The sequence below is a fragment of the Streptomyces sp. ITFR-21 genome, assembly GCF_031844685.1.
In the GTDB taxonomy this organism is placed as follows: Bacteria; Actinomycetota; Actinomycetes; order Streptomycetales; family Streptomycetaceae; genus Actinacidiphila.
Map to the genome: position 1 here is coordinate 4,465,427 of NZ_CP134605.1, position 21,231 is coordinate 4,486,657.

At 70.6% G+C, this 21,231-nt stretch carries 17 protein-coding genes; 11 read left to right on the top strand and 6 right to left on the bottom strand.

The window, feature by feature from the left end; translation table 11 throughout:
• Window positions 1-51: 51 nt before the first annotated feature.
• From RLT57_RS19695 to RLT57_RS19730, 8 genes are all read left to right on the top strand, one after another.
• A complete protein-coding gene (locus tag RLT57_RS19695; RefSeq protein WP_311298711.1) occupies window positions 52-1,875 on the top strand; it encodes an ABC transporter family substrate-binding protein in 1,824 nt (607 codons plus the stop codon).
• 134 nt (window positions 1,876-2,009) lie between these two features.
• Window positions 2,010-3,884, top strand: a complete 1,875-nt coding sequence (gene typA / locus RLT57_RS19700) for a translational GTPase TypA (protein ID WP_311298712.1) — start codon at window positions 2,010-2,012, stop codon at window positions 3,882-3,884.
• Window positions 3,881-4,018, top strand: a complete 138-nt coding sequence (locus tag RLT57_RS19705) for a hypothetical protein (protein ID WP_311298713.1) — start codon at window positions 3,881-3,883, stop codon at window positions 4,016-4,018. Before typA ends, RLT57_RS19705 begins: the two co-directional genes overlap by 4 nt.
• 226 nt (window positions 4,019-4,244) lie before the next feature.
• On the top strand, window positions 4,245-5,888 hold the full coding sequence (locus tag RLT57_RS19710) for a peptide ABC transporter substrate-binding protein (protein ID WP_311298714.1): 1,644 nt from the start codon (window positions 4,245-4,247) through the stop codon (window positions 5,886-5,888).
• 66 nt (window positions 5,889-5,954) lie between these two features.
• Complete coding sequence (locus RLT57_RS19715) at window positions 5,955-6,878, top strand: ABC transporter permease (RefSeq protein WP_311298715.1); 924 nt, start codon at window positions 5,955-5,957, stop codon at window positions 6,876-6,878.
• Window positions 6,871-7,857 (top strand): ABC transporter permease, encoded by a 987-nt coding sequence (locus tag RLT57_RS19720; protein ID WP_311298716.1) that lies wholly within the window; start codon window positions 6,871-6,873, stop codon window positions 7,855-7,857. The genes RLT57_RS19715 and RLT57_RS19720 overlap by 8 nt, the downstream gene beginning before the upstream one ends.
• 10 nt (window positions 7,858-7,867) lie before the next feature.
• Window positions 7,868-8,917 (top strand): ABC transporter ATP-binding protein, encoded by a 1,050-nt coding sequence (locus RLT57_RS19725; RefSeq protein ID WP_311298717.1) that lies wholly within the window; start codon window positions 7,868-7,870, stop codon window positions 8,915-8,917.
• Window positions 8,895-9,968: an ABC transporter ATP-binding protein gene (locus RLT57_RS19730; protein WP_311300785.1), complete on the top strand. Its 1,074-nt coding sequence runs from the start codon at window positions 8,895-8,897 to the stop codon at window positions 9,966-9,968. Before RLT57_RS19725 ends, RLT57_RS19730 begins: the two co-directional genes overlap by 23 nt.
• 189 nt (window positions 9,969-10,157) lie before the next feature.
• On the opposite strand, the gene RLT57_RS19735 is transcribed toward RLT57_RS19730, so the two are convergent.
• From RLT57_RS19735 to RLT57_RS19760, 6 genes are all read right to left on the bottom strand, one after another.
• Window positions 10,158-11,270 carry an ABC transporter ATP-binding protein gene (locus RLT57_RS19735; RefSeq protein ID WP_311298718.1) on the bottom strand — a complete coding sequence of 371 codons (1,113 nt, stop codon included), beginning with the start codon at window positions 11,268-11,270 and terminating at the stop codon, window positions 10,158-10,160.
• A 21-nt stretch (window positions 11,271-11,291) separates the two neighbouring features.
• Window positions 11,292-12,353, bottom strand: coding sequence for an ABC transporter ATP-binding protein (locus RLT57_RS19740; RefSeq protein ID WP_311298719.1), 1,062 nt, complete (start codon window positions 12,351-12,353; stop codon window positions 11,292-11,294).
• Window positions 12,354-12,408: 55 nt separating this feature from the next.
• Window positions 12,409-13,392, bottom strand: a complete 984-nt coding sequence (locus tag RLT57_RS19745) for an ABC transporter permease (protein ID WP_311298720.1) — start codon at window positions 13,390-13,392, stop codon at window positions 12,409-12,411.
• Between the two features lie 101 nt (window positions 13,393-13,493).
• A complete protein-coding gene (locus RLT57_RS19750) occupies window positions 13,494-15,287 on the bottom strand; it encodes an ABC transporter substrate-binding protein (RefSeq protein ID WP_311298721.1) in 1,794 nt (597 codons plus the stop codon).
• Between the two features lie 107 nt (window positions 15,288-15,394).
• The gene (locus RLT57_RS19755) at window positions 15,395-16,426 is read right to left on the bottom strand and encodes an ABC transporter permease (protein ID WP_311298722.1); all 1,032 of its coding nucleotides are present in this window, start codon (window positions 16,424-16,426) and stop codon (window positions 15,395-15,397) included.
• 704 nt (window positions 16,427-17,130) lie between these two features.
• The gene (locus tag RLT57_RS19760; protein ID WP_311298723.1) at window positions 17,131-19,413 is read right to left on the bottom strand and encodes a prolyl oligopeptidase family serine peptidase; all 2,283 of its coding nucleotides are present in this window, start codon (window positions 19,411-19,413) and stop codon (window positions 17,131-17,133) included.
• Window positions 19,414-19,670: 257 nt separating this feature from the next.
• Between RLT57_RS19760 and RLT57_RS19765 the strand changes: the two genes are divergently transcribed.
• The 3 genes from RLT57_RS19765 to RLT57_RS19775 all read left to right on the top strand — a co-directional run bounded on the left by RLT57_RS19765 (window position 19,671) and on the right by RLT57_RS19775 (window position 21,188).
• The gene (locus RLT57_RS19765; protein ID WP_311298724.1) at window positions 19,671-19,865 is read left to right on the top strand and encodes a DUF2304 family protein; all 195 of its coding nucleotides are present in this window, start codon (window positions 19,671-19,673) and stop codon (window positions 19,863-19,865) included.
• Between the two features lie 67 nt (window positions 19,866-19,932).
• Window positions 19,933-20,829 (top strand): N-acetyl-1-D-myo-inositol-2-amino-2-deoxy-alpha-D-glucopyranoside deacetylase, encoded by an 897-nt coding sequence (gene mshB / locus RLT57_RS19770; RefSeq protein WP_311298725.1) that lies wholly within the window; start codon window positions 19,933-19,935, stop codon window positions 20,827-20,829.
• On the top strand, window positions 20,829-21,188 hold the full coding sequence (locus tag RLT57_RS19775; RefSeq protein WP_311298726.1) for a DUF6113 family protein: 360 nt from the start codon (window positions 20,829-20,831) through the stop codon (window positions 21,186-21,188). The genes mshB and RLT57_RS19775 overlap by 1 nt, the downstream gene beginning before the upstream one ends.
• The last annotated feature ends 43 nt before the right edge of the window (window positions 21,189-21,231 follow it).

Sequence of the window (21,231 nt, forward strand, 5' to 3'; positions counted from 1 at the left end):
GCGTACGAACGCCGTACGGGCCGCCGCCGGGGCCGCGGAGGTGTCACACCCATGAACCGCAGCCCCATGAGCAGCCCCCGGACCGGTGGCGCGCGACCGGCCTGCCCCGTATCCGCACCCGCGCCCGGGCGCCGGGCGGTACGGATCGCCGCGGCGCTCACCGCGGGAGCCGCGCTGACCCTGACCGCCGCCTGCTCCTCGGGCGGCACCAAAGCCGCCGGTACGGCCGGCACCGACGTGGCGAGCGTGGCCAGGAGCGGGATCCGCGACGGCGGCGCCCTGCGCTGGGCGGTGGACGGGATGCCGCGCACCCTCAACGCCTTCCAGGCCGACGCCGACGCCGGCACCGCGACGGTGGCCGGCGCCACCCTGCCGCTGATGTTCCGGCTCGACGGGCACGGCAGACCGCAGGCCGACCCCGACTTCCTCACCAAGGCCGAGGTCAGCAGCCAGGAGCCGCGGCAGGTGGTCACCTACCAGCTCAACCCCAAGGCGAGGTGGAGCGACGGCAAGGCGGTCGGCGCGGCCGACTTCACCGCCCAGTGGAAGGCGCTCGGCGGACGGAACAGCGCCTACTGGGCCGCCCGCAACGCCGGCTACGACCGTATCTCCGGCATCCGGCAGGGCTCGGACGCCCGGCACGTCGAGGTGACCTTCGCCACGCCGTACGCGGACTGGCGGTCGCTGTTCAGCCCGCTCTACCCGACCGGTGTCACCGGTAACGCCGATGCCTTCAACGACGGCGCCCGCACCACGCTGCCGGCGGCCGCCGGGCCGTTCGCGCTCAAGGCGGTCGACACCAAGGCGAAGACGGTCACCCTGGTCCGCAACCACGCCTGGTGGGGCCGCCCGGCCAAGCTCGACCGGATCGTGCTGACCGCGGTGCCGCGGGCCGACCGCCCCGCCCGGCTCGCCGCGGGCACGCTGGACCTGGCCGAGATCGATCCGACCGCGCTGACCGCGGTCCGCAGGATCCGCGGCGTCGCGGTCCGCAAGGCACCCGACGCCGCCTACACCCAACTGGCCATCAACGGCAGCGCCGGACCGCTGGCCGACGAGCGGGTCCGGCACGCGGTGGCCCGCGCGATCGACCGCAAGAAGATCGCGACCGCCGTGCTCAAGCCGCTCGGACTGCCCGTCATCGCGCTCGGCAACCACCTGGTGCTGCCCTCCCAGAACGGGTACGCCGACCACAGCTCGGCACTCGGCACCGCCGGCCTCCAGCAGGCGCAGGGGCTGCTGGCCGACGCGGGCTGGCAGCGGTCGGCCGCCAGGACCGGCGAGAAGGCGGCCGGCCCCGGCCGGGCCGCCGCCTCCGGCTCGCTCACCGTGGTCGAGCCCAGCCGCGCCGTCGCCAAGGCGGGCAAGCCGCTCACCCTGCGGTTCGTCCTGCCCGCCGCCTCACCGACGCTGGACGACGTGGGCGGCCGGATCGCCCGGATGCTGTCCGGGATCGGCATCCGCACCGAGATCGACAAGGTGGACGGCGCCAGCTACTTCCAGGACCACATCGCCTCCGGCGACTTCGACCTGGCGCTGTGGTCCTGGCCCGGCAGCGCCTACCCGGCCACCGACGACACCCCGATCTTCGCCAAGCCGGTGCCGGCCGCCGACGGCTCGCTGAACGTCGCGCAGAACTACTCCCGGGTCGGCACCGACCGGATCGACCAACTGCTCACCCGGGCCGGCGGCGAACTCGACGCCTCCGCCGCCCGCAGCCTCACCGCCGAGGCCGACGCCCGTATCTGGGCCGCCGCCGGCTCCATCCCGCTCTACCAGCGCCCCCAGGTGGTGGCCCTGCGGACCGGCGTCGCCAACGCGGGCGCCTTCGGCTTCCGGACGCCGGACTACCAGAACCTGGGGTTCCGCAAGTAGCCGCCCGGCCCGGCGGTGGTAGGGGGCGGGGCCCCGTACCATGGGGGGAGGCCGTGGCTTGACCTTGCCCGGCAGACGAGCGCGTCGAATGAGGGGCGCGACGTCATCCACGATTCCGGGAGAAGCGCCCCAGCATGTCCACGCGCCACGACATTCGTAACGTCGCCATCGTCGCCCACGTCGACCACGGCAAGACGACCCTGGTCGACGCCATGCTGAAGCAGGCCGGCGCGTTCGCCGCGCACCAGCATCTGGACGACCGGATGATGGACTCCAACGACCTGGAACGCGAGAAGGGCATCACCATTCTCGCGAAGAACACCGCCGTCAAGTACCACCCCAAGGACGGCGGCGACCCCGTCACCATCAACATCATCGACACCCCCGGCCACGCCGACTTCGGCGGCGAGGTCGAGCGCGGCCTGTCCATGGTGGACGCGGTGGTGCTGCTGGTGGACGCCTCCGAGGGCCCGCTGCCGCAGACCCGCTTCGTGCTGCGCAAGGCGCTGGACGCCCGGCTGCCGGTGATCTTGTGCATCAACAAGACCGACCGCCCCGACTCCCGGATCGACGAGGTCGTCAACGAGACCTACGACCTGTTCCTGGACCTGGACGCGGACGAGGACCAGATCGAGTTCCCGATCGTCTACGCCTGTGCCCGCGACGGCGTGGCCTCGCTGACCAAGCCGGAGAACGGCACGGTGCCGGCCGACAGCGACAGCCTGGAGCCGTTCTTCTCCACCATCCTGTCCACCGTCCCGGCCCCGGTGTACGACGAGGCCGCGCCGCTCCAGGCGCACGTCACCAACCTGGACGCGGACAACTTCCTCGGCCGGATCGCGCTGGTCCGGGTCGAGCAGGGCCACCTGAGGAAGGGGCAGACCGTCGCCTGGATCAAGCGCGACGGCACCATCACCAGCGTCCGCATCAGCGAGCTGATGATGACCGAGGCGCTGACCCGCAAGCCCGCCGAGTCCGCCGGCCCCGGCGACATCTGCGCGGTGGCCGGCATCCCGGACATCATGATCGGCGAGACGCTGGCCGACCCGGAGAACCCGATCGCGCTGCCGCTGATCACGGTGGACGAGCCGGCCATCTCGATGACCATCGGCACCAACACCTCGCCGCTGGTCGGCAAGGGCGGCAAGGGCCACAAGGTGACCGCCCGGCTGGTCAAGGACCGGCTGGAGCGCGAACTGGTCGGCAACGTCTCGCTGCGGGTGCTGCCGACCGAGCGCCCGGACACCTGGGAGGTGCAGGGCCGCGGCGAACTGGCGCTGGCCATCCTGGTGGAGACCATGCGCCGGGAGGGCTTCGAGCTGACCGTCGGCAAGCCCGAGGTGGTCACCAAGGAGATCAACGGCAAGGTGCACGAGCCGATCGAGCGGCTCACCATCGACTCGCCCGAGGAGCACCTGGGCGCCATCACCCAGCTGATGGCGGCCCGCAAGGGCCGGATGGAGACCATGACCAACCACGGGTCCGGCTGGATCCGGATGGAGTGGATCGTGCCGTCCCGCGGCCTCATCGGCTTCCGGACCGAGTTCCTGACCCAGACCCGCGGCACCGGCATCGCGCACTCCCTCTTCGAGGGTCACGAGCCGTGGTTCGGCGAGCTGCGGACCCGCAACAACGGCTCGCTGGTCGCCGACCGGTCCGGGGTGGTCACGCCGTTCGCGATGACCAACCTCCAGGAGCGCGGGGTGCTGTTCGTCGAGCCGACCACCGAGGTGTACGAGGGCATGATCGTCGGCGAGAACTCGCGCGCCGACGACATGGACGTCAACATCACCAAGGAGAAGAAGCTCACCAACATGCGGTCGTCCAACGCGGACGTGGCGGAGTCGATCGTGCCGCCGCGCAAGCTGTCGCTGGAGCAGTCGCTGGAGTTCTGCCGGGACGACGAGTGCATCGAGGTCACCCCGGAGACGGTCCGCATCCGCAAGGTGGTGCTGGACCAGAAGGAGCGCGGGCGGGCCGCGTCGCGCGCCAAGCACGGCACGGCGTGACCGTACCGACCGTCCCCCACCCGTCCCGCCGTCCGACCGTCCCGCCCGTCCGACCGTTGCGCCGTCCGACCGTCCTGTCCGTGCCGCTGTTCGGCACGGTGATCCTGCCGGCCCCCGCCGACGCGGCGGCGTGACGACCCACTGAGCACGCCAGAGGGGTCCGGGGAAGCTCCCCGGACCCCTCTGGCGTGTGTACGTCCAGGACGTGCCCCGGCCGCCACGAGCGGCCCCGGGCGTCCCTTTCGTATGCGCCCGCACGGGTGGACTCCGCACCCCGCGTCCGCCGCTGAGCGCGGCTTCACCCCGCGTTGCTGTGTCATGGGGGACGAAGTGTCCGTTATGACCACGAGGAGGCACGCGATGCGCGGAGCCACGCGCGTGAAGTGGGCCGTCGGTGTGACGGCCGTCGCCCTGACGGCCGCTGCCTGCGGCGGCGGCAGTGACAACGGCGGCGGTGGCAGCGGCAGCAGTGGCGGCGGCATCGTCCGTGCCTCCTGGGGCGACCCGCAGAATGCGCTGGAGCCCGCGAACACCACCGAGGTGCAGGGCGGCAAGGTCCTCGACATGGTCTTCCGCGGTCTGAAGAAGTACAACCCGAAGACCGCCAAGGCCGACAACATGATCGCCGACTCGATCACCAGCACCGACTCGCAGAACTTCGACATCAAGCTCAAGTCCGGCTGGACCTTCAGCAACGGCGAGCCGGTCACCGCGGACTCCTTCGTCAACGCCTGGAACTACGACGCGCTGCTGAAGAACGCCCAGCTCAACGCCTCCTTCTTCAGCTACATCGACGGCTACGCAAAAGTGCACCCGGACACCGGCGCCAAGTCGACCGCGACCACTCTCTCCGGCCTGCACAAGGTCTCCGACCTGGAGTTCAAGGTCAAGCTCAACCAGAAGTTCTCGCTGTGGCCCGACACCCTCGGCTACTCCGCGTTCTACCCGCTGCCCAAGGCGTTCTTCGACAACCACGCCGCCTGGCTGCGCAAGCCGATCGGCAACGGCCCGTACGCCATCTCCTCGTACACCAAGGGCTCGCTGATGAGCCTGCGCAAGTGGAACGGCTACAAGGGCCCCGACCCGGCCCAGAACAACGGCGTGGACCTGCGGGTCTACACCGACAACAACACCGCGTACACCGATCTGCAGGCCGGCAACCTCGATCTGGTGGACGACATCCCGGCCGCGCAGCTGAAGAACGTCAAGAGCGACCTCGGCAGCCGCTACATCAACGAGCCGGCCGGCATCATCCAGACCATCGCCTTCCCGCTGTACAACGCGCGCTGGTCCTCGGCGAACTCCGCGAAGGTCCGGCAGGGCCTGTCGATGGCGATCAACCGCAAGCAGATCACCGACCGGATCTTCCAGCAGACCCGCACCCCGGCCAGCGACTGGACCTCCCCGGTCCTGGGCTCGGCCGGCGGCTTCAAGGCCGGGCTGTGCGGCACCGAGTGCACCTACGACCCGGCCAAGGCCAAGCAGCTGATCCAGCAGGGCGGCGGCCTGCCCGGCGGGCGCATCACCATCGGCTACAACGCCGACACCGGCTCCCACAAGGAATGGGTGGACGCGGTCTGCAACAGCATCAACAACGTGCTGGGCGACAACAAGGCGTGCGTCGGCTCACCCACCGGCACCTTCGCCGACTTCCGGAACAAGATCACCGACAAGAAGCTGAACAACCCGTTCCGGTCCGGCTGGCAGATGGACTACCCGCTGATCCAGGACTTCCTGCAGCCGCTGTACTTCACCGACGCCTCCTCCAACGACACCCACTACAGCAACCCCGACTTCGACCGGCTGGTGAACCAGGCCAACGCCGAGCCCGACACCTCCGCCGCCATCGGCACGTTCCAGGACGCCGAGCGGCAGCTGGTCAAGGACATGCCGGCCATCCCGCTGTGGTACCAGAACGGCAGCGCCGGCTACTCGTCGAACCTCAGCAACGTGGTGCTGAACCCGTTCAGCGTCCCGGTCTACAACGAGATCAAGGTCAAGTGAGACCGGCCGGGGGCCGCACCGGGCGCACCCGGCGCGGCCCCCGGCGGCTTGCCGCGAGGAGGCTCGATGGGACGCTACGTGATCCGGCGGCTGCTCCAGATGATCCCGGTGTTCATCGGCAGCACCTTCCTGATCTTCTTCATGGTCTACGCGCTCGGCGACCCGGTCGCCGCGCTCTTCGGCGACCACGCGCCCGACCCGGCCACCGCCGCCCAGATCCGGCACGACCTCTACCTGGACCACTCGCTGCCGGCCCAGTACGTGCACTACATGAAGAACATCTTCACCGGTGACTTCGGCACGGCGTTCAGCGGACAGTCGGTCACCGCGCTGATGGGCAGCGCCTTCCCGGTCACCATCCGGCTCACCGTCGTCGCCGTCCTCTTCGAGATCGTCATCGGCATCATCCTCGGCGTGGTCACCGGGATGAAGCGCGGCAAGCCGATCGACACCGGCGTGCTGCTGCTGACCCTGGTGGTGATCTCGGTACCGACCTTCGTCACCGGCTACGTCCTGCAGTACCTCTTCGGCGTGCAGCTGAAATGGGTCGCCTCGTCGGTGTCGCCGAGCGCGCCCTTCAACGAACTGCTGCTGCCCGGCCTGGTGCTCGCCCTGGTCTCGCTCGCCTACGTCACCCGGCTGACCCGTACCTCCATCGCCGAGAACACCCGGGCCGACTACGTGCGCACCGCCGTCGCCAAGGGCCTGCCCCGGCACCGGGTGATCATCCGGCACCTGCTGCGCAACTCGCTGATCCCGGTGGTGACCTTCATCGGCACCGACATCGGCGCCCTGATGGGCGGCGCCATCGTCACCGAGCGGATCTTCAACATCCACGGTGTCGGCTTCGAGCTCTACCAGGGCATCCTGCGCAACAACGCGCCGACCGTGGTCGGCTTCGTCACGATCCTGGTGCTGGTCTTCCTGCTGGCCAACCTGCTCGTCGACCTGCTCTACGCGGTCCTGGACCCGAGGATCCGGTATGCCTGAACCCGGCGACCCGATGGACGAACCCGACGAGGCCGTCTCGCCCGGCGGCTTCGGCAGCGGCATGGACCTGGCCGCCGAGGAGGCCGGGACGCTGGAGCACCCGCCGGGACCCGGCCCCGGCGAGCCCGCCGAGAAGCCCCGCAGCCTGTGGTCCGACGCCTGGCGCGACCTGCGGCGCAACCCGATCTTCATCATCTCCGCGCTGATCATCCTCTTCCTGGTGGTCATCTCGATCCGGCCCGGCCTGATCGCGAGCGGCGACCCGCTCCAGGCCGACCTCGCCAGGTCCCAGGACGGCTCGGGACCCGGCCACCCGTTCGGCTTCGACCTGCAGGGCCGCGACGTGTACACCCGGGTGGTCTACGGCGCCCGCGCCTCGGTCACCGTCGGCGTCTGCGCCACCGCCGGGGTGGTGATCCTCGGCAGCGTGCTCGGCGGCCTGGCCGGCTTCTTCGGCGGCTGGTGGGACGCGGTCCTCTCCCGGATCAGCGACGTCTTCTTCGGCATCCCGGTGATCCTCGGCGGGCTGGTCTTCCTGTCCGTGGTCACCAACAGCACCGTCTGGCCGGTGGTCGGCTTCATGATCCTGCTGGGCTGGCCGCAGATCGCCCGCATCGCCCGCGGCGCGGTGATCACCGCCCGGCAGAACGACTACGTGCAGGCCGCCAGGGCACTGGGCGCCGGGAACTCCCGGCTGCTGCTGCGGCACATCACACCCAACGCCGTCGCCCCGGTCATCGTCGTCGGCACCATCGCGCTCGGCACGTACATCTCCCTGGAGGCGACCTTGTCCTACCTCGGGGTGGGCCTGCGGCCGCCCACCGTGTCCTGGGGCATCGACATCTCCGACGCCTCCAGCCAGATCCGCAACGCCCCGCACATGCTGCTGTGGCCCGCGGGCGCGCTGAGCGTCACCGTCCTGGCGTTCATCATGCTCGGCGACGCGGTCCGCGACGCCCTCGACCCCAAGCTGCGCTGAGGAGCCCGCGATGGCCACGAGCCTGGAGACGACCCCCGAGCCCGCCGCGGCCCGGGGCGGCCCGCTGCTCGACGTACGGGACCTGCACGTGGAGTTCCGCACCAGGGAAGGAGTCGCCAAGGCGGTCAACGGCGTCGCCTACTCGGTGGACGCCGGGCAGACCCTGGCGGTGCTCGGCGAGTCCGGGTCCGGCAAGTCGGTCACCGCCCAGGCGGTCATGGGCATCCTGGACTCCCCGCCGGGCTTCGTCACCGGCGGCCAGGTGCTCTTCCAGGGCCAGGACCTGCTCACCCTCGGCACCGAGCAGCGCCGCCGGATCCGCGGCGCCCGGATGGCGATGGTCTTCCAGGACGCGCTGTCCGCGCTCAACCCGGTGCTGTCGGTCGGCGAGCAGCTCGGCGAGATGTTCCGGGTGCACCGCGGCATGTCCCGCAGGGACTCCCGGGCGAAGGCGATCGAGCTGATGGACCGGGTGCGCATCCCGGCCGCCCGGGAGCGGGTCAGGCAGTACCCGCACCAGTTCTCCGGCGGGATGCGGCAGCGCGTCATGATCGCCATGGCGATGGCGCTGGAACCCGAGCTGATCATCGCCGACGAACCGACCACGGCGCTGGACGTGACCGTGCAGGCGCAGGTGATGGACCTGCTGGCGGAGTTGCAGCGCGAGTTCACCATGGGCCTGATCCTGATCACCCACGACCTCGGGGTGGTCGCCGACGTGGCCGACAAGATCGCGGTGATGTACGCCGGACGGATCGTGGAGACCTCCCCCGTGCACGACGTCTACCGGGCGCCGGCCCACCCGTACACCAAGGGCCTGCTGCGGTCGATCCCGCGGCTGGACCGCAAGGGCCGGGAGCTGTACGCGATCAAGGGCCTGCCGCCGAACCTGCTGCACATCCCGCCCGGCTGCGCCTTCCACCCGCGCTGCCCGCTCGCCCGGGAGGTGTGCCGAACCGACGTCCCGCCGCTGTACCGGGTGAACGAGCGGCGGGCGAGCGCCTGCCACTTCTGGAAGGAGACCCTCGGTGACGACAGTGCCGCAGCCGACCGGCCCTGAGCCGGCCGGCACCGGCTCCGCCCCCGGCCGGGAGCCGATCCTCAGGATCCGCGGCCTGGTCAAGCACTTCCCGCTGACCCGGGGCATCGTCTTCAAGAAGCAGGTCGGGGCGGTCAAGGCGGTCGACGGGGTGACCTTCGACCTGTTCGCCGGCGAGACGCTCGGCATCGTCGGCGAGTCCGGCTGCGGCAAGTCCACCGTGGCCAGGCTGCTGATGAACCTGGAACAGCCGACCGCCGGTGAGGTGCTGTACAAGGGCGAGGACATCACCAAGCTGGGCGGCCGGGCGCTGAAGGCGGTCCGCCGCAACATCCAGATGGTCTTCCAGGACCCGTACACCTCGCTCAACCCGCGGATGACGGTCGGCGACATCATCGGCGAGCCCTTCGACATCCACCCGGAGGTCGCACCCCGGGGGGACCGCCGGCGGCGGGTACGGGAGCTGCTGGACGTGGTGGGCCTCAACCCGGAGTACATCAACCGCTATCCGCACCAGTTCTCCGGCGGTCAGCGCCAGCGCATCGGCATCGCCCGCGGCCTCGCGCTGCGGCCCGAGGTGATCGTCGCCGACGAGCCGGTCTCCGCGCTGGACGTCTCGGTGCAGGCCCAGGTGATCAACCTGATGGAGCGGCTCCAGGACGAGTTCGGCCTGTCGTACATGTTCATCGCGCACGACCTGTCGATCGTCCGGCACATCTCGGACCGGGTCGCGGTGATGTACCTCGGCAAGATCGTGGAGATCGGCGGCGACGAGGCAATCTACGAGCACGCCACCCACCCGTACACCCAGGCCCTGCTGTCGGCCGTCCCGGTGCCGGACCCGCGGGCCCGCGAGGACCGGCAGCGGATCATCCTGACCGGTGACGTGCCCTCGCCGGCCGACCCGCCGTCCGGCTGCCACTTCCGCACCCGCTGCTGGAAGGCGCAGGAGCGGTGCGCGACGGAGGAGCCGATGCTGGCCGTCCCTGAGGTCTTCCGGGGCACCGGGGGCCCCGCGGAGCACCCGTCCGCGTGCCATTTCGCCGAGGAGAAGCCCGTCGTCCCGCAGTGACCCGGTCCGGAGGGCCGGCCGGGCGGGCTGATCCGGGGGGCCGGGGGCCGGGGGGCCGGGGGGCCGGACGCGGTGCGGGGTCCGGGCCGCCGGGCGGGCCTGTGGCCGGACGCGGGACGGCCCGTGCCCGGGGGTGGTGCCAGGGTGTCCCGGGGACGGGCCGTTTCCGGTCGGAGCCGGACCGAGGGGTCAAGGGGTCCCGTCAGCCGCGTCCTCGGCCGCGGTGAGCGCCGGGTCGAGGACGATGTCCTCTTCCCGCGCCGTGACCGTCGGCTCCTCCGGGAAGTGGCAGGCCGTCAGGTGGCCCTCCGCGTTCCCGCCGATCCGCACCAGCGGCGGCTCCTCCGTCGCGCACTTGTCCTGCGCCTTCCAGCACCGGGTGCGGAAGCGGCAGCCGGACGGCGGGTTGATCGGCGACGGCACGTCGCCGGCCAGCCGGATCCGCTCGCGCCCGTCGTCGTCCGGGTCGGCCTCGGGGGCCGCGGACAGCAGGGCGTGGGTGTACGGGTGCCGGGGCCGGCTGTAGATCGAGTCCCGGTCGCCGACCTCCACGATCTTGCCCAGGTACATGACCGCGATGCGCTGCGAGAAGTGCCGCACGATCGCCAGGTCGTGCGCGATGAACAGGAACGCGATGCCGAGCTCCCGCTGCACGTTCTGCAGCAGGTTGACGACCTGCGCCTGGATGGAGACGTCGAGCGCGGAGACCGGCTCGTCGGCCACGATCAGCTTCGGGCTGAGCGCCAGCGCCCGCGCCACCCCGATGCGCTGCCGCTGGCCGCCGGAGAACTCGTGCGGGAAGCGGTTGTAGTGCTCCGGGTTGAGGCCCACGATCTCCAGCAGCTCGCGGACCCGCTTCTCCCGGCCGCCGGCCGGGTTGACGTTGTTGATCTCCATCGGCGAGGTGATGATCGACCCGACGGTCTGCCGCGGGTTCAGCGACGCGTACGGGTCCTGGAAGATCATCTGGATCTCGGACCTGATCGGCGCCAGCCCCTTGCGGCTGAGGTGGGTGATGTCCTGCCCGGCGTAGCTGATCCGGCCGGCCGTCGGTTCCAGCAGCCGGGTCACCAGCCGGCCGGTGGTGGACTTGCCGCAGCCGGACTCGCCGACCATGCCCAGTGCCTCGCCGGCGTTGATCTCGAAGTCCACGCCGTCGACCGCCCGCACCGCGCCGACCCGCCGTTTGACCAGGAATCCGCCGTTGATCGGGAAGTGCTTCTGCAGGCCGCTGACCTTCAGCAGCGGCTCGGCCGCGTCGGGACGCGGCGCGGGGACCGTGTCCAGGGTCTGTTCACTCATCGTTGTTCCCTCGACTCCTGGTCAGCGCAGCCGCGGCTGGATCTGCTCATTGAAGATGTCGTGCTTCTGCTCGGCCGTGAGGTGGCACGCCGCCCCCCGGCCGGCCGGCAGCACCGGCCGCTCGGTGGTGCAGCGGTCGCCGGGCACCTGGTCGGTGAAGCCGCACCGGGTGTGGAACGGGCAGCCGGACGGCGGGTTGAGCAGGCTGGGCGGCGACCCGGGGATCGGCATCAGCGGCACGTCCACCGACGCCGACAGCCGCGGGATCGAACCGAGCAGGCCCCAGGCGTAAGGGTGCTCGGGGTTCTTGAGGATGTCCCGTACGGTGCCGCGCTCCACCGCCCGGCCCGCGTACATCACCACCACGTCGTCCGCGGTGTTGGCGATCACGCCCAGGTCGTGGGTGATCAGGATGATCGCGGTGCCGGTCTCCTGCTGGAGGTCCTTGAGCAAATCCAGGATCTGGGCCTGCACCGTCACGTCCAGCGCGGTGGTCGGCTCGTCGGCGATCACCAGGTCGGGGTCGCAGACCAGCGCCATGGCGATCATCGCGCGCTGCCGCATACCGCCGGAGAACTGGTGCGGGTAGTCGTCCACCCGGGTCTGCGGCTGCGGGATGCCGACCCGGGCCAGCATCTCCACCGCCCGTGCCCGCGCCTCCTTCTTGGACGCGCCCATGTGCTTGATGTAGGGCTCGGCGATCTGCCGGCCCACCGTGTAGTACGGCGACAGGGCGGTCAGCGAGTCCTGGAAGACCATGGACATCTTCTTGCCGCGCAGCTTCTCCAGCGTGCGCGGCGAGGCCCCGGTCAGCTCCTGGCCGTCCAGGATGATGTCGCCGCTGATCGTGGTGTTGCGCGGGTTGTGCAGGCCGAGGATGGCCAGGTTGGTCACCGACTTGCCGGAACCGGACTCGCCCACGATGCCGAGGGTTCTGCCCCGGTCGAGGTCGAAGGAGAGCCCGTCTACGGCCTTCACGGTGCCGTCCTCGGTGGCGAACCGGACGTACAGGTCGCGCACGGAGAGGAAGTGCTCGGTGCCCTGAGGTGCGGGCTCGGCCTCGGGCTTCGTCAGGATGGTCACGGCGGGTTCTCCTACCGGGTGGTGCGCTGGTCGCGGCGAGGGGTGGCTGCCGCGGTCACGCGAGCCGGATCCGCGGGTCGATGAGGGCGTAGGCGGCGTCGACGACGATGTTGAAGATCACGATCGCGGTGGCGCTGAACAGCATGACGGCCATCTCCATCGGCAGGTCCTCCTTGTTCACCGACTCGACCGCGAGGGTACCGAGGCCGTGCAGGTTGAAGGTGGCCTCGGTGATGATCGCACCGCCGAACACACCGCCGAGGTCGATGCCGAAGATGGTGATGATGGAGGCGGCGGCGCCGCGCAGCGCATAGCGGTAGAAGACGTACTTCGACCCCATTCCCTTGGCGCGGGCGGTCCTGATGTGGTCCTCGGACAGCTGCTCCACCATGAGCGACCTGGTCTGCCGGCTGTAGTTGGACCAGAAGATGACCGACATCACCAGGCAGGGCAGCACCAGGCCGTTGAAGGACGCCCCTGGATCGGAGGTCCAGCTCGGATCGGCCCCGCCCGACAGCCAGCCCAGGTTGTTCACGAACAGCGCGATCGCCAGTGGGCCGATGAAGTAGATCTGCACCGAGTTGCCGACCAGCGAGATCGAGCTGGCCACCCGGTCGAAGGTCTTGCCCTGCTGCCAGGCCGACAGCATGCCGAGGCCCACCCCGATGACGAGGAACGCGGCGGAGCCGCCGATGGCCAGCGACAGCGTGGTCGGGTAGCGGTCGGCGAGCTCGGGCCAGATCATCTGGCTGTCGGCGAAGGAGTAGCCGAAGCAGGGGGCCGGGCAGTTCTGTCCGTCCGGCATGGTGCGCCCGGTGAAGATGCCCGCCATGTAGTGCCAGTACTGCGCGTAGACCGGCTGGTCCAGGCCCATCCGGATCCGGATGGCGTGCACCACGTCGGGGTTGGCGCAGTTCTTGCCGCAGGCCAGCTGGGCGGGGTCGGCGGGCAGCACGAAGAAGAGGAAGTAAGTGACGGCGCTGATGGCCACCAGGATCACGATCGCGCCCAGAACGCGGCGTGTGAGGAAACGGAGCATCGGTGAGGCTCTTCCGTGGGGGCGCGGGCGGCGGCCGCGCGGTCAGGTCCGGGCGGCCGGCCCCGGCGGGTTGCACCGGGGCCGGCCGCTGTGAGGTCGGACTACTGCTTGACGTAGATGGTGCTGGCGTTGATGGTGCCGACCACCGAGTTGTAGGTGACGCCACCCAGACCCGAACCGTAGATGTTGAAGAACTTGTCGAAGAGGAACGGCACCTGGGCGGTGTCGGTCTTCAGCGAGTACTCCGACAGGGCCTCCCAGTCGGCGGTCTGCTTGGTGATGTCCGTCTCGGCCTTGATCCGGTCGATCTCGGAGTTGATGTGCGGGTCGTTCAGGAACGAGTAGTTGTTCGTTCCGTCGATCAGGTTGCGGCCGTCCATGGTCGGCGGGACCACGGTGGAGGCGTTCGGCCAGTCGGCGCCCCAGCCGGTGCGGTAGATGTCGTACTGGTTGTTCACCTTGCCGACCACCGTGTAGTACGAGGTCGGGTCGATCGCCTTGCGGACGACCTCGAAGCCCGCCTTCTGCAGCGCGTTGGCGATGGTCAGCGAGATGGTCTGCCACTTGGCCGTGTTGGCGTAGGCGAAGACCAGCTTCGGGTGCGGCTGACCGGCCTCGGCGAGCAGCTGCTTGGCCTTGTCCGGGTCACCGGTGGGCTTGGCGAGCTTGCCGAACGGGTCGAACTGCTTCCAGCCGCCGATGGTCGGGCTGAGCAGCGTGGTGCCGAGGTCGCCCTGGGCCGCGCCGCCGGCCGCCTGCTGCACCTGCGACATCGGGAACGCGTAGGCGATCGCCTGGCGGACCTTCGGGTCGGTGACGCGCTTGGTGTTGATGTCGAGGGTCTCGACGTAGGGCTGGTACTCGTTGACCGTCCGGGACTTGAAGGACGGGTCGGTGACCAGCTTCTGCATCACCGACGGGTCGGCGACACCGGACAGGTCGATCCCGTTCTTGTCGTCACCGGCGCCGGCGATCAGCCGCTGGGACAGGCTGGGCTGGGCTATGCCGAGCTCGAAGTTCCACTTGTCCGGGTACGCGTTGCGGATCGGGTCGGTGGCCGGGTCCCAGTTGGGGTTGCGCTCGAAGACCAGCGACTTGCCCGGCTTGTACGAGCTGATCTGGTACGGGCCGGTGGAGACCGGGTGGTTGTTGTACGCACCCTTGTCGTCCTTGGACTTCTCCACCGGGGACGTCACCGGCATCGCCATCGCGTACGGGGCGTCCGCGTGGGGGTCCTTGAAGTGGAAGACGATGGTCTTGGGGTCCGGGGTGGCCAGCAGGGTGTCCGGGATCTCCTTGCCGCTGTACGGGCCGGTGTACAGCTTGCGGTAGTCCGGGCCGTACAGCCACTGCTGGATGTACTGCGGACCCTGCGTCTCGAAGTCGGCGTAGAGCCGCTCGATCGAGTACTTGATGTCCGCCGAGGTGATCGGCGTGCCGTCCTGGAACTTCACCCCGTCCTTGAGCGTGTACGTCCAGGTCTTGCCGGCGTCGGACATCTTGCCGGTGTCGGTGGCGAGGTCGCCGACCAGGATCGTCTTGCCGGTGGTCGGGTCGATCTTGTAGCCGGTCAGGGTACGGGCGTACAGCGCGGAGACCGACAGCTGGTCGCTCACGTACTGCTGAGCGGGGTCAAGGTAGTCGAAGCCGGCCTGGTCCAGGTCGTTGACCGTGCCGCCCTTCGTCGCGCCCGGAACCGCCGGGGCCGGACCCTTGGAGTCAGTCGCGGTGCCGAGACCGTAGTTCGGGACCGGCGGCGGGGTGGACGAGGCACTGGCGGAGTTGCCCCCTGTGCTGCTCGTGCCGCCGCCACCGCCACTGCTGCACGCAGCGGTCAGCGACAGCGCCCCGACGGCCATAATGGCGGCCGTTACGCGAGCCTTGCTGTATCTCATGAAATCCTGCCTGTCACTGGACTGAACTGCCACCGATGCCGGCGTCCGGATACTCCGTGGTCAGGTACCGGTACGACGACCTGGACAACTTGGAACGTGCTGGCGCGTTAGCGCAGGGTCTTGGGGTCGAGAGCGTCCCGGACCGAGTCCCCGAGCAGGTTGAAGGCGACGACGAAGAGCACCATCGCGATGCCGGGGAAGAACATGAAGGTGATGTCGCTCTGGTAGTACGTGGCGCCCGTCTGGAACATCAGGCCCCAGTCGGGGGTCGGCGGGAGCATGCCGACGCCGAGGAACGACAGACCGGCCTCCGAGGTCACGAAGACCGGAAGCATCAGGGTGGTCTGCACCAGGATGGTGCTCCACAGGTTGGGCAGCAGCTCCTTGCTGATGATCCGCCACGAGGAGGCGCCGCTGATCCGGGCGGCCTCGACGAACTCGCGTTCGCGCAGGCTGAGCACCTGGGCGCGGATCAGTCGGCCGATGCTCATCCAGCCGAGCAGGAACTGCACGCCGACCAGCACCAGCGGCCTGACCCACCAGGGTTCCTGGTCGCCCACGCTGACGAACAGCGCGATGGCGACCGGGGAGAAGGCGATGAAGAACAGCTGGCTCGGGAAGGACAGCATGAAGTCGGAGAACCGGCCCATGAAGAAGTCCGTCTTACCGCCGAGGTAGCCCTGGGTCAGCCCGAACAGGACGCCGACCAGCACCGAGAGCACGGTGACCGCGGCGGCGATCCCCAGGGAGTTGCGGATGCCGAAGAGCAGCAGGGTGAAGACGTCGCGGCCCAGGCGCGGTTCCAGGCCGAACCAGAAGTCGCCGTCGACGCCGCCGTTGGGCTTGAGCGGCAGGCCGTAGCTGTTGAGCAGGCCGTTGTCCTGGCCGTAGAGGTCGTACGGGTTCTTGCCGTAGAGCTTGGCTATCAGCGGCGCGAGCACCGCGACGACGATGAAGCAGAAAACGATGATCGCACAGGCGATGCCTGTCTTGTCCCGCTTGAAGCGGATCCAGGCGAGCTGCTGCGGGGTACGGCCGGCGAGCTCGGGGATGCCCTTACCGCCCGGGGTGCCGGACGTGCCCTCCGGTTCGAGGGTGAGGCTGTCGCCGTCCGTGGCAGCCTGGCTTGGACTCGTCATTGGTTACATCCCCCGGGACCGAGAGCGTGCGATGCGACGCGGGTTGCGCGACGCGGGTTGAGCGGACTTTCGCAATGGAATCAACGTTCAGTCAAGGGGGGGAGGTGGGAAGAAAGCCTGTTGTTTGGCATCTTGAGCGAAGATTTTGCAGATCGTCCTCCGTACGTGCTTGACAGCGCGCGAAAACATCGGGCAATTCGGATATGTCGGTACGAAGCGCGTTAACATGCAAGCAACTTAGCCGTCGCAACTCCGATATACGGACGTAGCAGTCTGAACAACGTACGGCCGTGCGGGTGCCGTAGGCCGACCGGGGCGCGCCATGCTGCCCCGGTCGGCCGTTCCATGCATGCCCCAACCATCGATACCGCCGTGCAACCACAGGTACGGGTGGGAGGCGTCGGACGTTTCACGACGCCGGGGGGAAAGCCGGCGGGCGGGCCCGCGGCGAAGCCCCGCACCGGCCCGCGGGGGGATCAGCGGAGCGGTCCGCGGGGGACGCGGGCGGTGCCGGGGGAGTCGTGCGGGGGACGCCGCCCGCCGGACGGCGATCGGCGGTCCGATCCATGTTGCCGCCCCAGCTGCCGCCGGAAACCGATGCCGGAAACCGATGCCGGAAACCGATGCCGGAAACCGATGCCGGAAACCGATGCCGGAAACCGATGCCGGAAAGCGGGGCCGGAAAGCGGGGCCGGGGCGTCCGGTCAGCGGACGGGCAGCGACCGCTTGAGGAAGTCCACCTGGAGCAGCAGCAGGTTCTCCGCCACCTGCTCCTGCGAGGCCATGTGCGTCACACCGGACAGCGGCAGCACCGTGTGCGGCCGGCCCGCGGCCAGCAGCGCGGCGGACAGCCGCAGGCTGTGTGCCACCAGGACGTTGTCGTCGGCCAGACCGTGCACCACCATCATCGGGCGGGCCGGCTCCGCGGCGTCGCGCAGACCGCCGTCCTCGGTGACCACCGAGTTGCGGGCGTAGACCTCGGGCCGCTCGTCCGGGTGGCCGAGGTAGCGCTCGGTGTAGTGGGTGTCGTACAGCCGCAGGTCGGTGACCGGCGCGCCCACCACCGCCGCGTGGAAGACGTCCGGGCGGCGCAGCACCGCCAGCGCGGCCAGGTAGCCGCCGTACGACCAGCCGCGGACGGCCACCCGGCCCAGGTCCAGCGGGTACGGGCCGGCCAGCGCGTGCAGCGCGGCGACCTGGTCGGCCACCGACACTTCGGCGAGGTCGCCGGCGACCGACTTCTCCCAGCCGGGGGAGCGGCCCGGGGTGCCGCGGCCGTCCGCCACCACCACCGCGAAGCCCTGGTCGGCGAACCACTGGGACTCCGCCAGCGCGTTGTGCGCCGCGAGGACCCGCTGGCCGTGCGGGCCGCCGTACGGGTCCATCAGCACCGGCAGCGGGCCGTCGGCCGCCGTGTAACCGGTGGGCAGCAGTACCGCGGTCGGGATCCGGCGCTCGCCCGCCAGCAGCAGCCGGGGCCGGCAGTCCAACCGCGGCGCCTCGGCGTACGAGGCGATCTCCGCGACCGGGACGCCGTCGCGCAGCACCACGGTGGTGCGGCCCGGCCGGTCCGGGGCGGCGGAGGACAGCACGGTCAGCCCCCCGGCGCGCACCGCCGTGTGAACCCCGGGCCGCTCGGTGATCCGGACCGCCCCCGAGGCGCTCACCCGGTAGACGTGCACCTCGCCGATCTCCGGGTCGGCGGCCTGCTCGCCCGCGGAGGCGGCGACCAGCACGTCCGGCCCGCCGGCCTCTTCTCTCTCTTCTCCCTCTTGTTTTCCTGCTGTCCTGCCATCCCCGCTGGCTCCGGCGGTCGCGCCCGACCCACCGGTCCCGTCGCCGGCCCCGTCACCGTCGCCGGCGGCCGGCCCGGACCGTTCCGGCGCCGCGCCGCCGACGCCCAGCAGGGCCCGCAGGTGCAGATCCCCGCCGGTCAGCGTCCTTTCGCCCACCTTGAGGACTCTTGCGCCCTCTTCGTCCGCAATTCTGACCAGCTCACCCGAGGGGCCCCAGGCCGGCGATCCAGGAAAAAGTTCCAGCCAATCTCGGTCCTCCTCCGCCAACACGGTGCCGGTCGCCCCCGTCGCCGGGTCCACGGTGAGCAGCAGCTGCTCGCGCTGGTCCCGGCGCTGCACCACCAGCAGCGGCGGGCGGCCCGCCGACCACCGCACCGACGCCAGATACGGATACCGCTCCCGGTCCCAGGCCACGTCGCGCCGCGAGCCGTCCAGTCCGAACAGGGCCAGTGAGACGTCCGCGTTGGCGGTGCCCGCCGCCGGGTACGCCACCGGGGCCGGCGCCCGGTCCGGGTACGCGGGCTCGGCGATCCACCACCGCTCCACCGGCGACTCGTCCACCCGGGCGGCCAGCAGCGCCGAGGAGTCCGGCGCCCACCAGAAGCCGCGGGTGCGCCCCATCTCCTCGGCCGCGAGGAACTCCGCCAGCCCCCACGTCACCTGTCCGCCGTCGGGCTCCACCACCACCCGGTCGCCCTTGCCGCCGGTCTCCACCACCCGCAGCGCGCCGCCCGCCGCGTACGCCACCCAGCGCCCGTCCGGGGACGGCCGGGGGTCCATCACCGGGCCCGGCACGGCCACTTCACGCGCTCCCTCGGCCCCCGGCCGCAGGCCGGCGACGAACAGCCGCCCGGACAGCGCGAAGGCGGCCGTCGCGACATCCGCGTCCACCGCGAACCCGACCACACCCGCCGAGTGCTCCCTGGCCCGCTCCCGCAGCGCCCGCTCCGCCGCCGACAGCAGCTCCGCACCGCCCCCCAGCAGCCGCGCCGGATCCCCCACCGCCCGCTCCGCCGCCGGGCCGCCCACGGGCACGTCCAGCACCCACAGTGCCTGCGTCCGGTCCGTCCCCGACCGCGTCCGCAGGAACGCCACCCGCTCCCCGTCCGGCGCGACCGCGAAGGACCGCGGCACCCCGAGGGAGAACCGCTGCGTCCTGGCGCTGTGCCGCGGGAATGAGAGGTACGTCATAGCCAGGACACTAGATGCTGCCTCCGACAACCGCCTCCGTTTTTGCACCGCGACCCGCCCCGCGCTCCTGACCAGCGCCGGAGCACACTCCCTCGGCTCCCGGCGGCGCCCCGGGGGTGGCTGGAAACCGTCATGCGCCCCCGCGTGCTTCCGTGCACCGACTTATGCGGTGGCACGGAAAGTTATGATCCGTAGCCGTGGGTGGGTAAGAAGCGAGTGGCAACTGACATGACCCTGCGTACCTGGAGGTGGCCGCTGTGGCACTTTCGATTTCGGCGGTGCTGCTGCTGCTGGTCGTCGTGATCTTGCTGATCCGCCGGTCCGGGCTCAAAGCGGGGCACGCCATCGCCTGCGTTCTTCTCGGCTTCTACCTGGCGGCGTCCTCGATCGCCCCGACGATCAGCGATTTCACCAGCAACGTGGCCAATATGATCAGCGGCATCAAGTTCTGAGGCCGCTGATCCTTCCGTCCGGCCGGGCCGGGCGGGGCGGGCCGGACGGCGGTCGTAGGCTTCGGTCATGACCGAGCTCCCCGACCGGCGGCTGCTGCTCGTCCACGCCCACCCGGACGACGAGACCATCAACAACGGCGCCACCATGGCCAAGTACGCCGCCGAGGGCGCACTGGTCACCCTCGTCACCTGCACGCTGGGCGAGGAGGGCGAGGTCATCCCGCCCGAACTGGCCCACCTGGCGGCCGACCGGGACGACACCCTCGGCGAGTACCGGATCGGCGAACTGGCCGCGGCCATGGCCGAGCTGGGCGTCGCCGACCACCGCTTCCTGGGCGGCCCCGGCCGCTACCGCGACTCCGGCATGATGGGCGTGCCGCAGAACGAGGAGCCGGGCTGCTTCTGGCAGGCCGACCTGGACGAGGCGGCCGGCCACCTCGCCGAGGTCATCCTCGAGGTCCGCCCGCAGGCCCTGGTCACGTACGACGGCAACGGCGGCTACGGCCACCCCGACCACATCCAGGCCCACCGGGTCGCCCTGCGCGGCTACGAACTCGCCGCCGGCCAGGGCCACCGCGTCGCCCGGGTCTACGAGAACTGCACCCCGCGCTCGGTGGTCGAGGCCGGCTTCCGGCGGCTCGCCGAGGCCGGCAAGCAGTTCCCCTTCGGCGGTGTCGCCACCGTCGCGGACGTGCCCGGCGTAGTGGACGACGAACTGGTGACCGTGGCGGTCGACGGTACCGCGTACGCCGACCGCAAGACCGCGGGAATGCGTGCGCACGCCAGCCAGATCGCCGTCGACGGACCCTTCTTCGCCCTGTCCAACGACCTCGGGCAGCCGTACTTCGCCACCGAGTACTACCGCCAGGTACGCGGCGACGCGCTGCCCTCCGGCCCGTCCGCGCCCCCGGGGGGCCGCTGGGCCGACGACCTCTTCGACCCGCCGGCCGGCGGAGCGGCGTGATGGCCCGGCCGGCCCGCGTCGCCTCGTACGTCCTGCTGGGGGCGCTCGGCGCGCTCGTCGCCGTCGCCGGCGCACTGCTGCAGGCCGGCTGGTTCCCCGGCGGCCTGCTGCTCGGCCTGGCCGGGTGCGCGGCGCTCTTCTACGGCGGTGTGGTCGCCACCGGCACCCGGCTCGGCGCGGTGGTGCCGGCCGCGGTGTGGGTGGTGTGCGTGATGGTGCTGAGCACCTCCCGGCCGGAGGGCGACTTCCTGTTCGCGGCCGGTGTCGGACCGTACATCTACCTGCTCGGCGGGGCGATGGTGGCGGTGATCTGCGCCACGGTGCCCCAACTGCCCCCATCGGGCCCGAATACCGCCTGACTTGGCGAGCGGGGCCCGGGTCGTGGTTGGCTGAACCCCAGCG

Bases quoted from the DNA above. Each gene is read 5' to 3' on its own strand.
- RLT57_RS19695 (WP_311298711.1), top strand. From the start codon at position 52: ATGAACCGCAGCCCCATGAGCAGCCCCCGGACCGGTGGCGCGCGACCG.
- typA (WP_311298712.1), top strand. From the start codon at position 2,010: ATGTCCACGCGCCACGACATTCGTAACGTCGCCATCGTCGCCCACGTC.
- RLT57_RS19710 (WP_311298714.1), top strand. From the start codon at position 4,245: ATGCGCGGAGCCACGCGCGTGAAGTGGGCCGTCGGTGTGACGGCCGTC.
- RLT57_RS19715 (WP_311298715.1), top strand. From the start codon at position 5,955: ATGGGACGCTACGTGATCCGGCGGCTGCTCCAGATGATCCCGGTGTTC.
- RLT57_RS19720 (WP_311298716.1), top strand. From the start codon at position 6,871: ATGCCTGAACCCGGCGACCCGATGGACGAACCCGACGAGGCCGTCTCG.
- RLT57_RS19725 (WP_311298717.1), top strand. From the start codon at position 7,868: ATGGCCACGAGCCTGGAGACGACCCCCGAGCCCGCCGCGGCCCGGGGC.
- RLT57_RS19735 (WP_311298718.1), bottom strand. From the start codon at position 11,270: ATGAGTGAACAGACCCTGGACACGGTCCCCGCGCCGCGTCCCGACGCG.
- RLT57_RS19745 (WP_311298720.1), bottom strand. From the start codon at position 13,392: ATGCTCCGTTTCCTCACACGCCGCGTTCTGGGCGCGATCGTGATCCTG.
- RLT57_RS19750 (WP_311298721.1), bottom strand. From the start codon at position 15,287: ATGAGATACAGCAAGGCTCGCGTAACGGCCGCCATTATGGCCGTCGGG.
- RLT57_RS19755 (WP_311298722.1), bottom strand. From the start codon at position 16,426: ATGACGAGTCCAAGCCAGGCTGCCACGGACGGCGACAGCCTCACCCTC.
- RLT57_RS19760 (WP_311298723.1), bottom strand. From the start codon at position 19,413: ATGACGTACCTCTCATTCCCGCGGCACAGCGCCAGGACGCAGCGGTTC.
- mshB (WP_311298725.1), top strand. From the start codon at position 19,933: ATGACCGAGCTCCCCGACCGGCGGCTGCTGCTCGTCCACGCCCACCCG.
- RLT57_RS19775 (WP_311298726.1), top strand. From the start codon at position 20,829: ATGGCCCGGCCGGCCCGCGTCGCCTCGTACGTCCTGCTGGGGGCGCTC.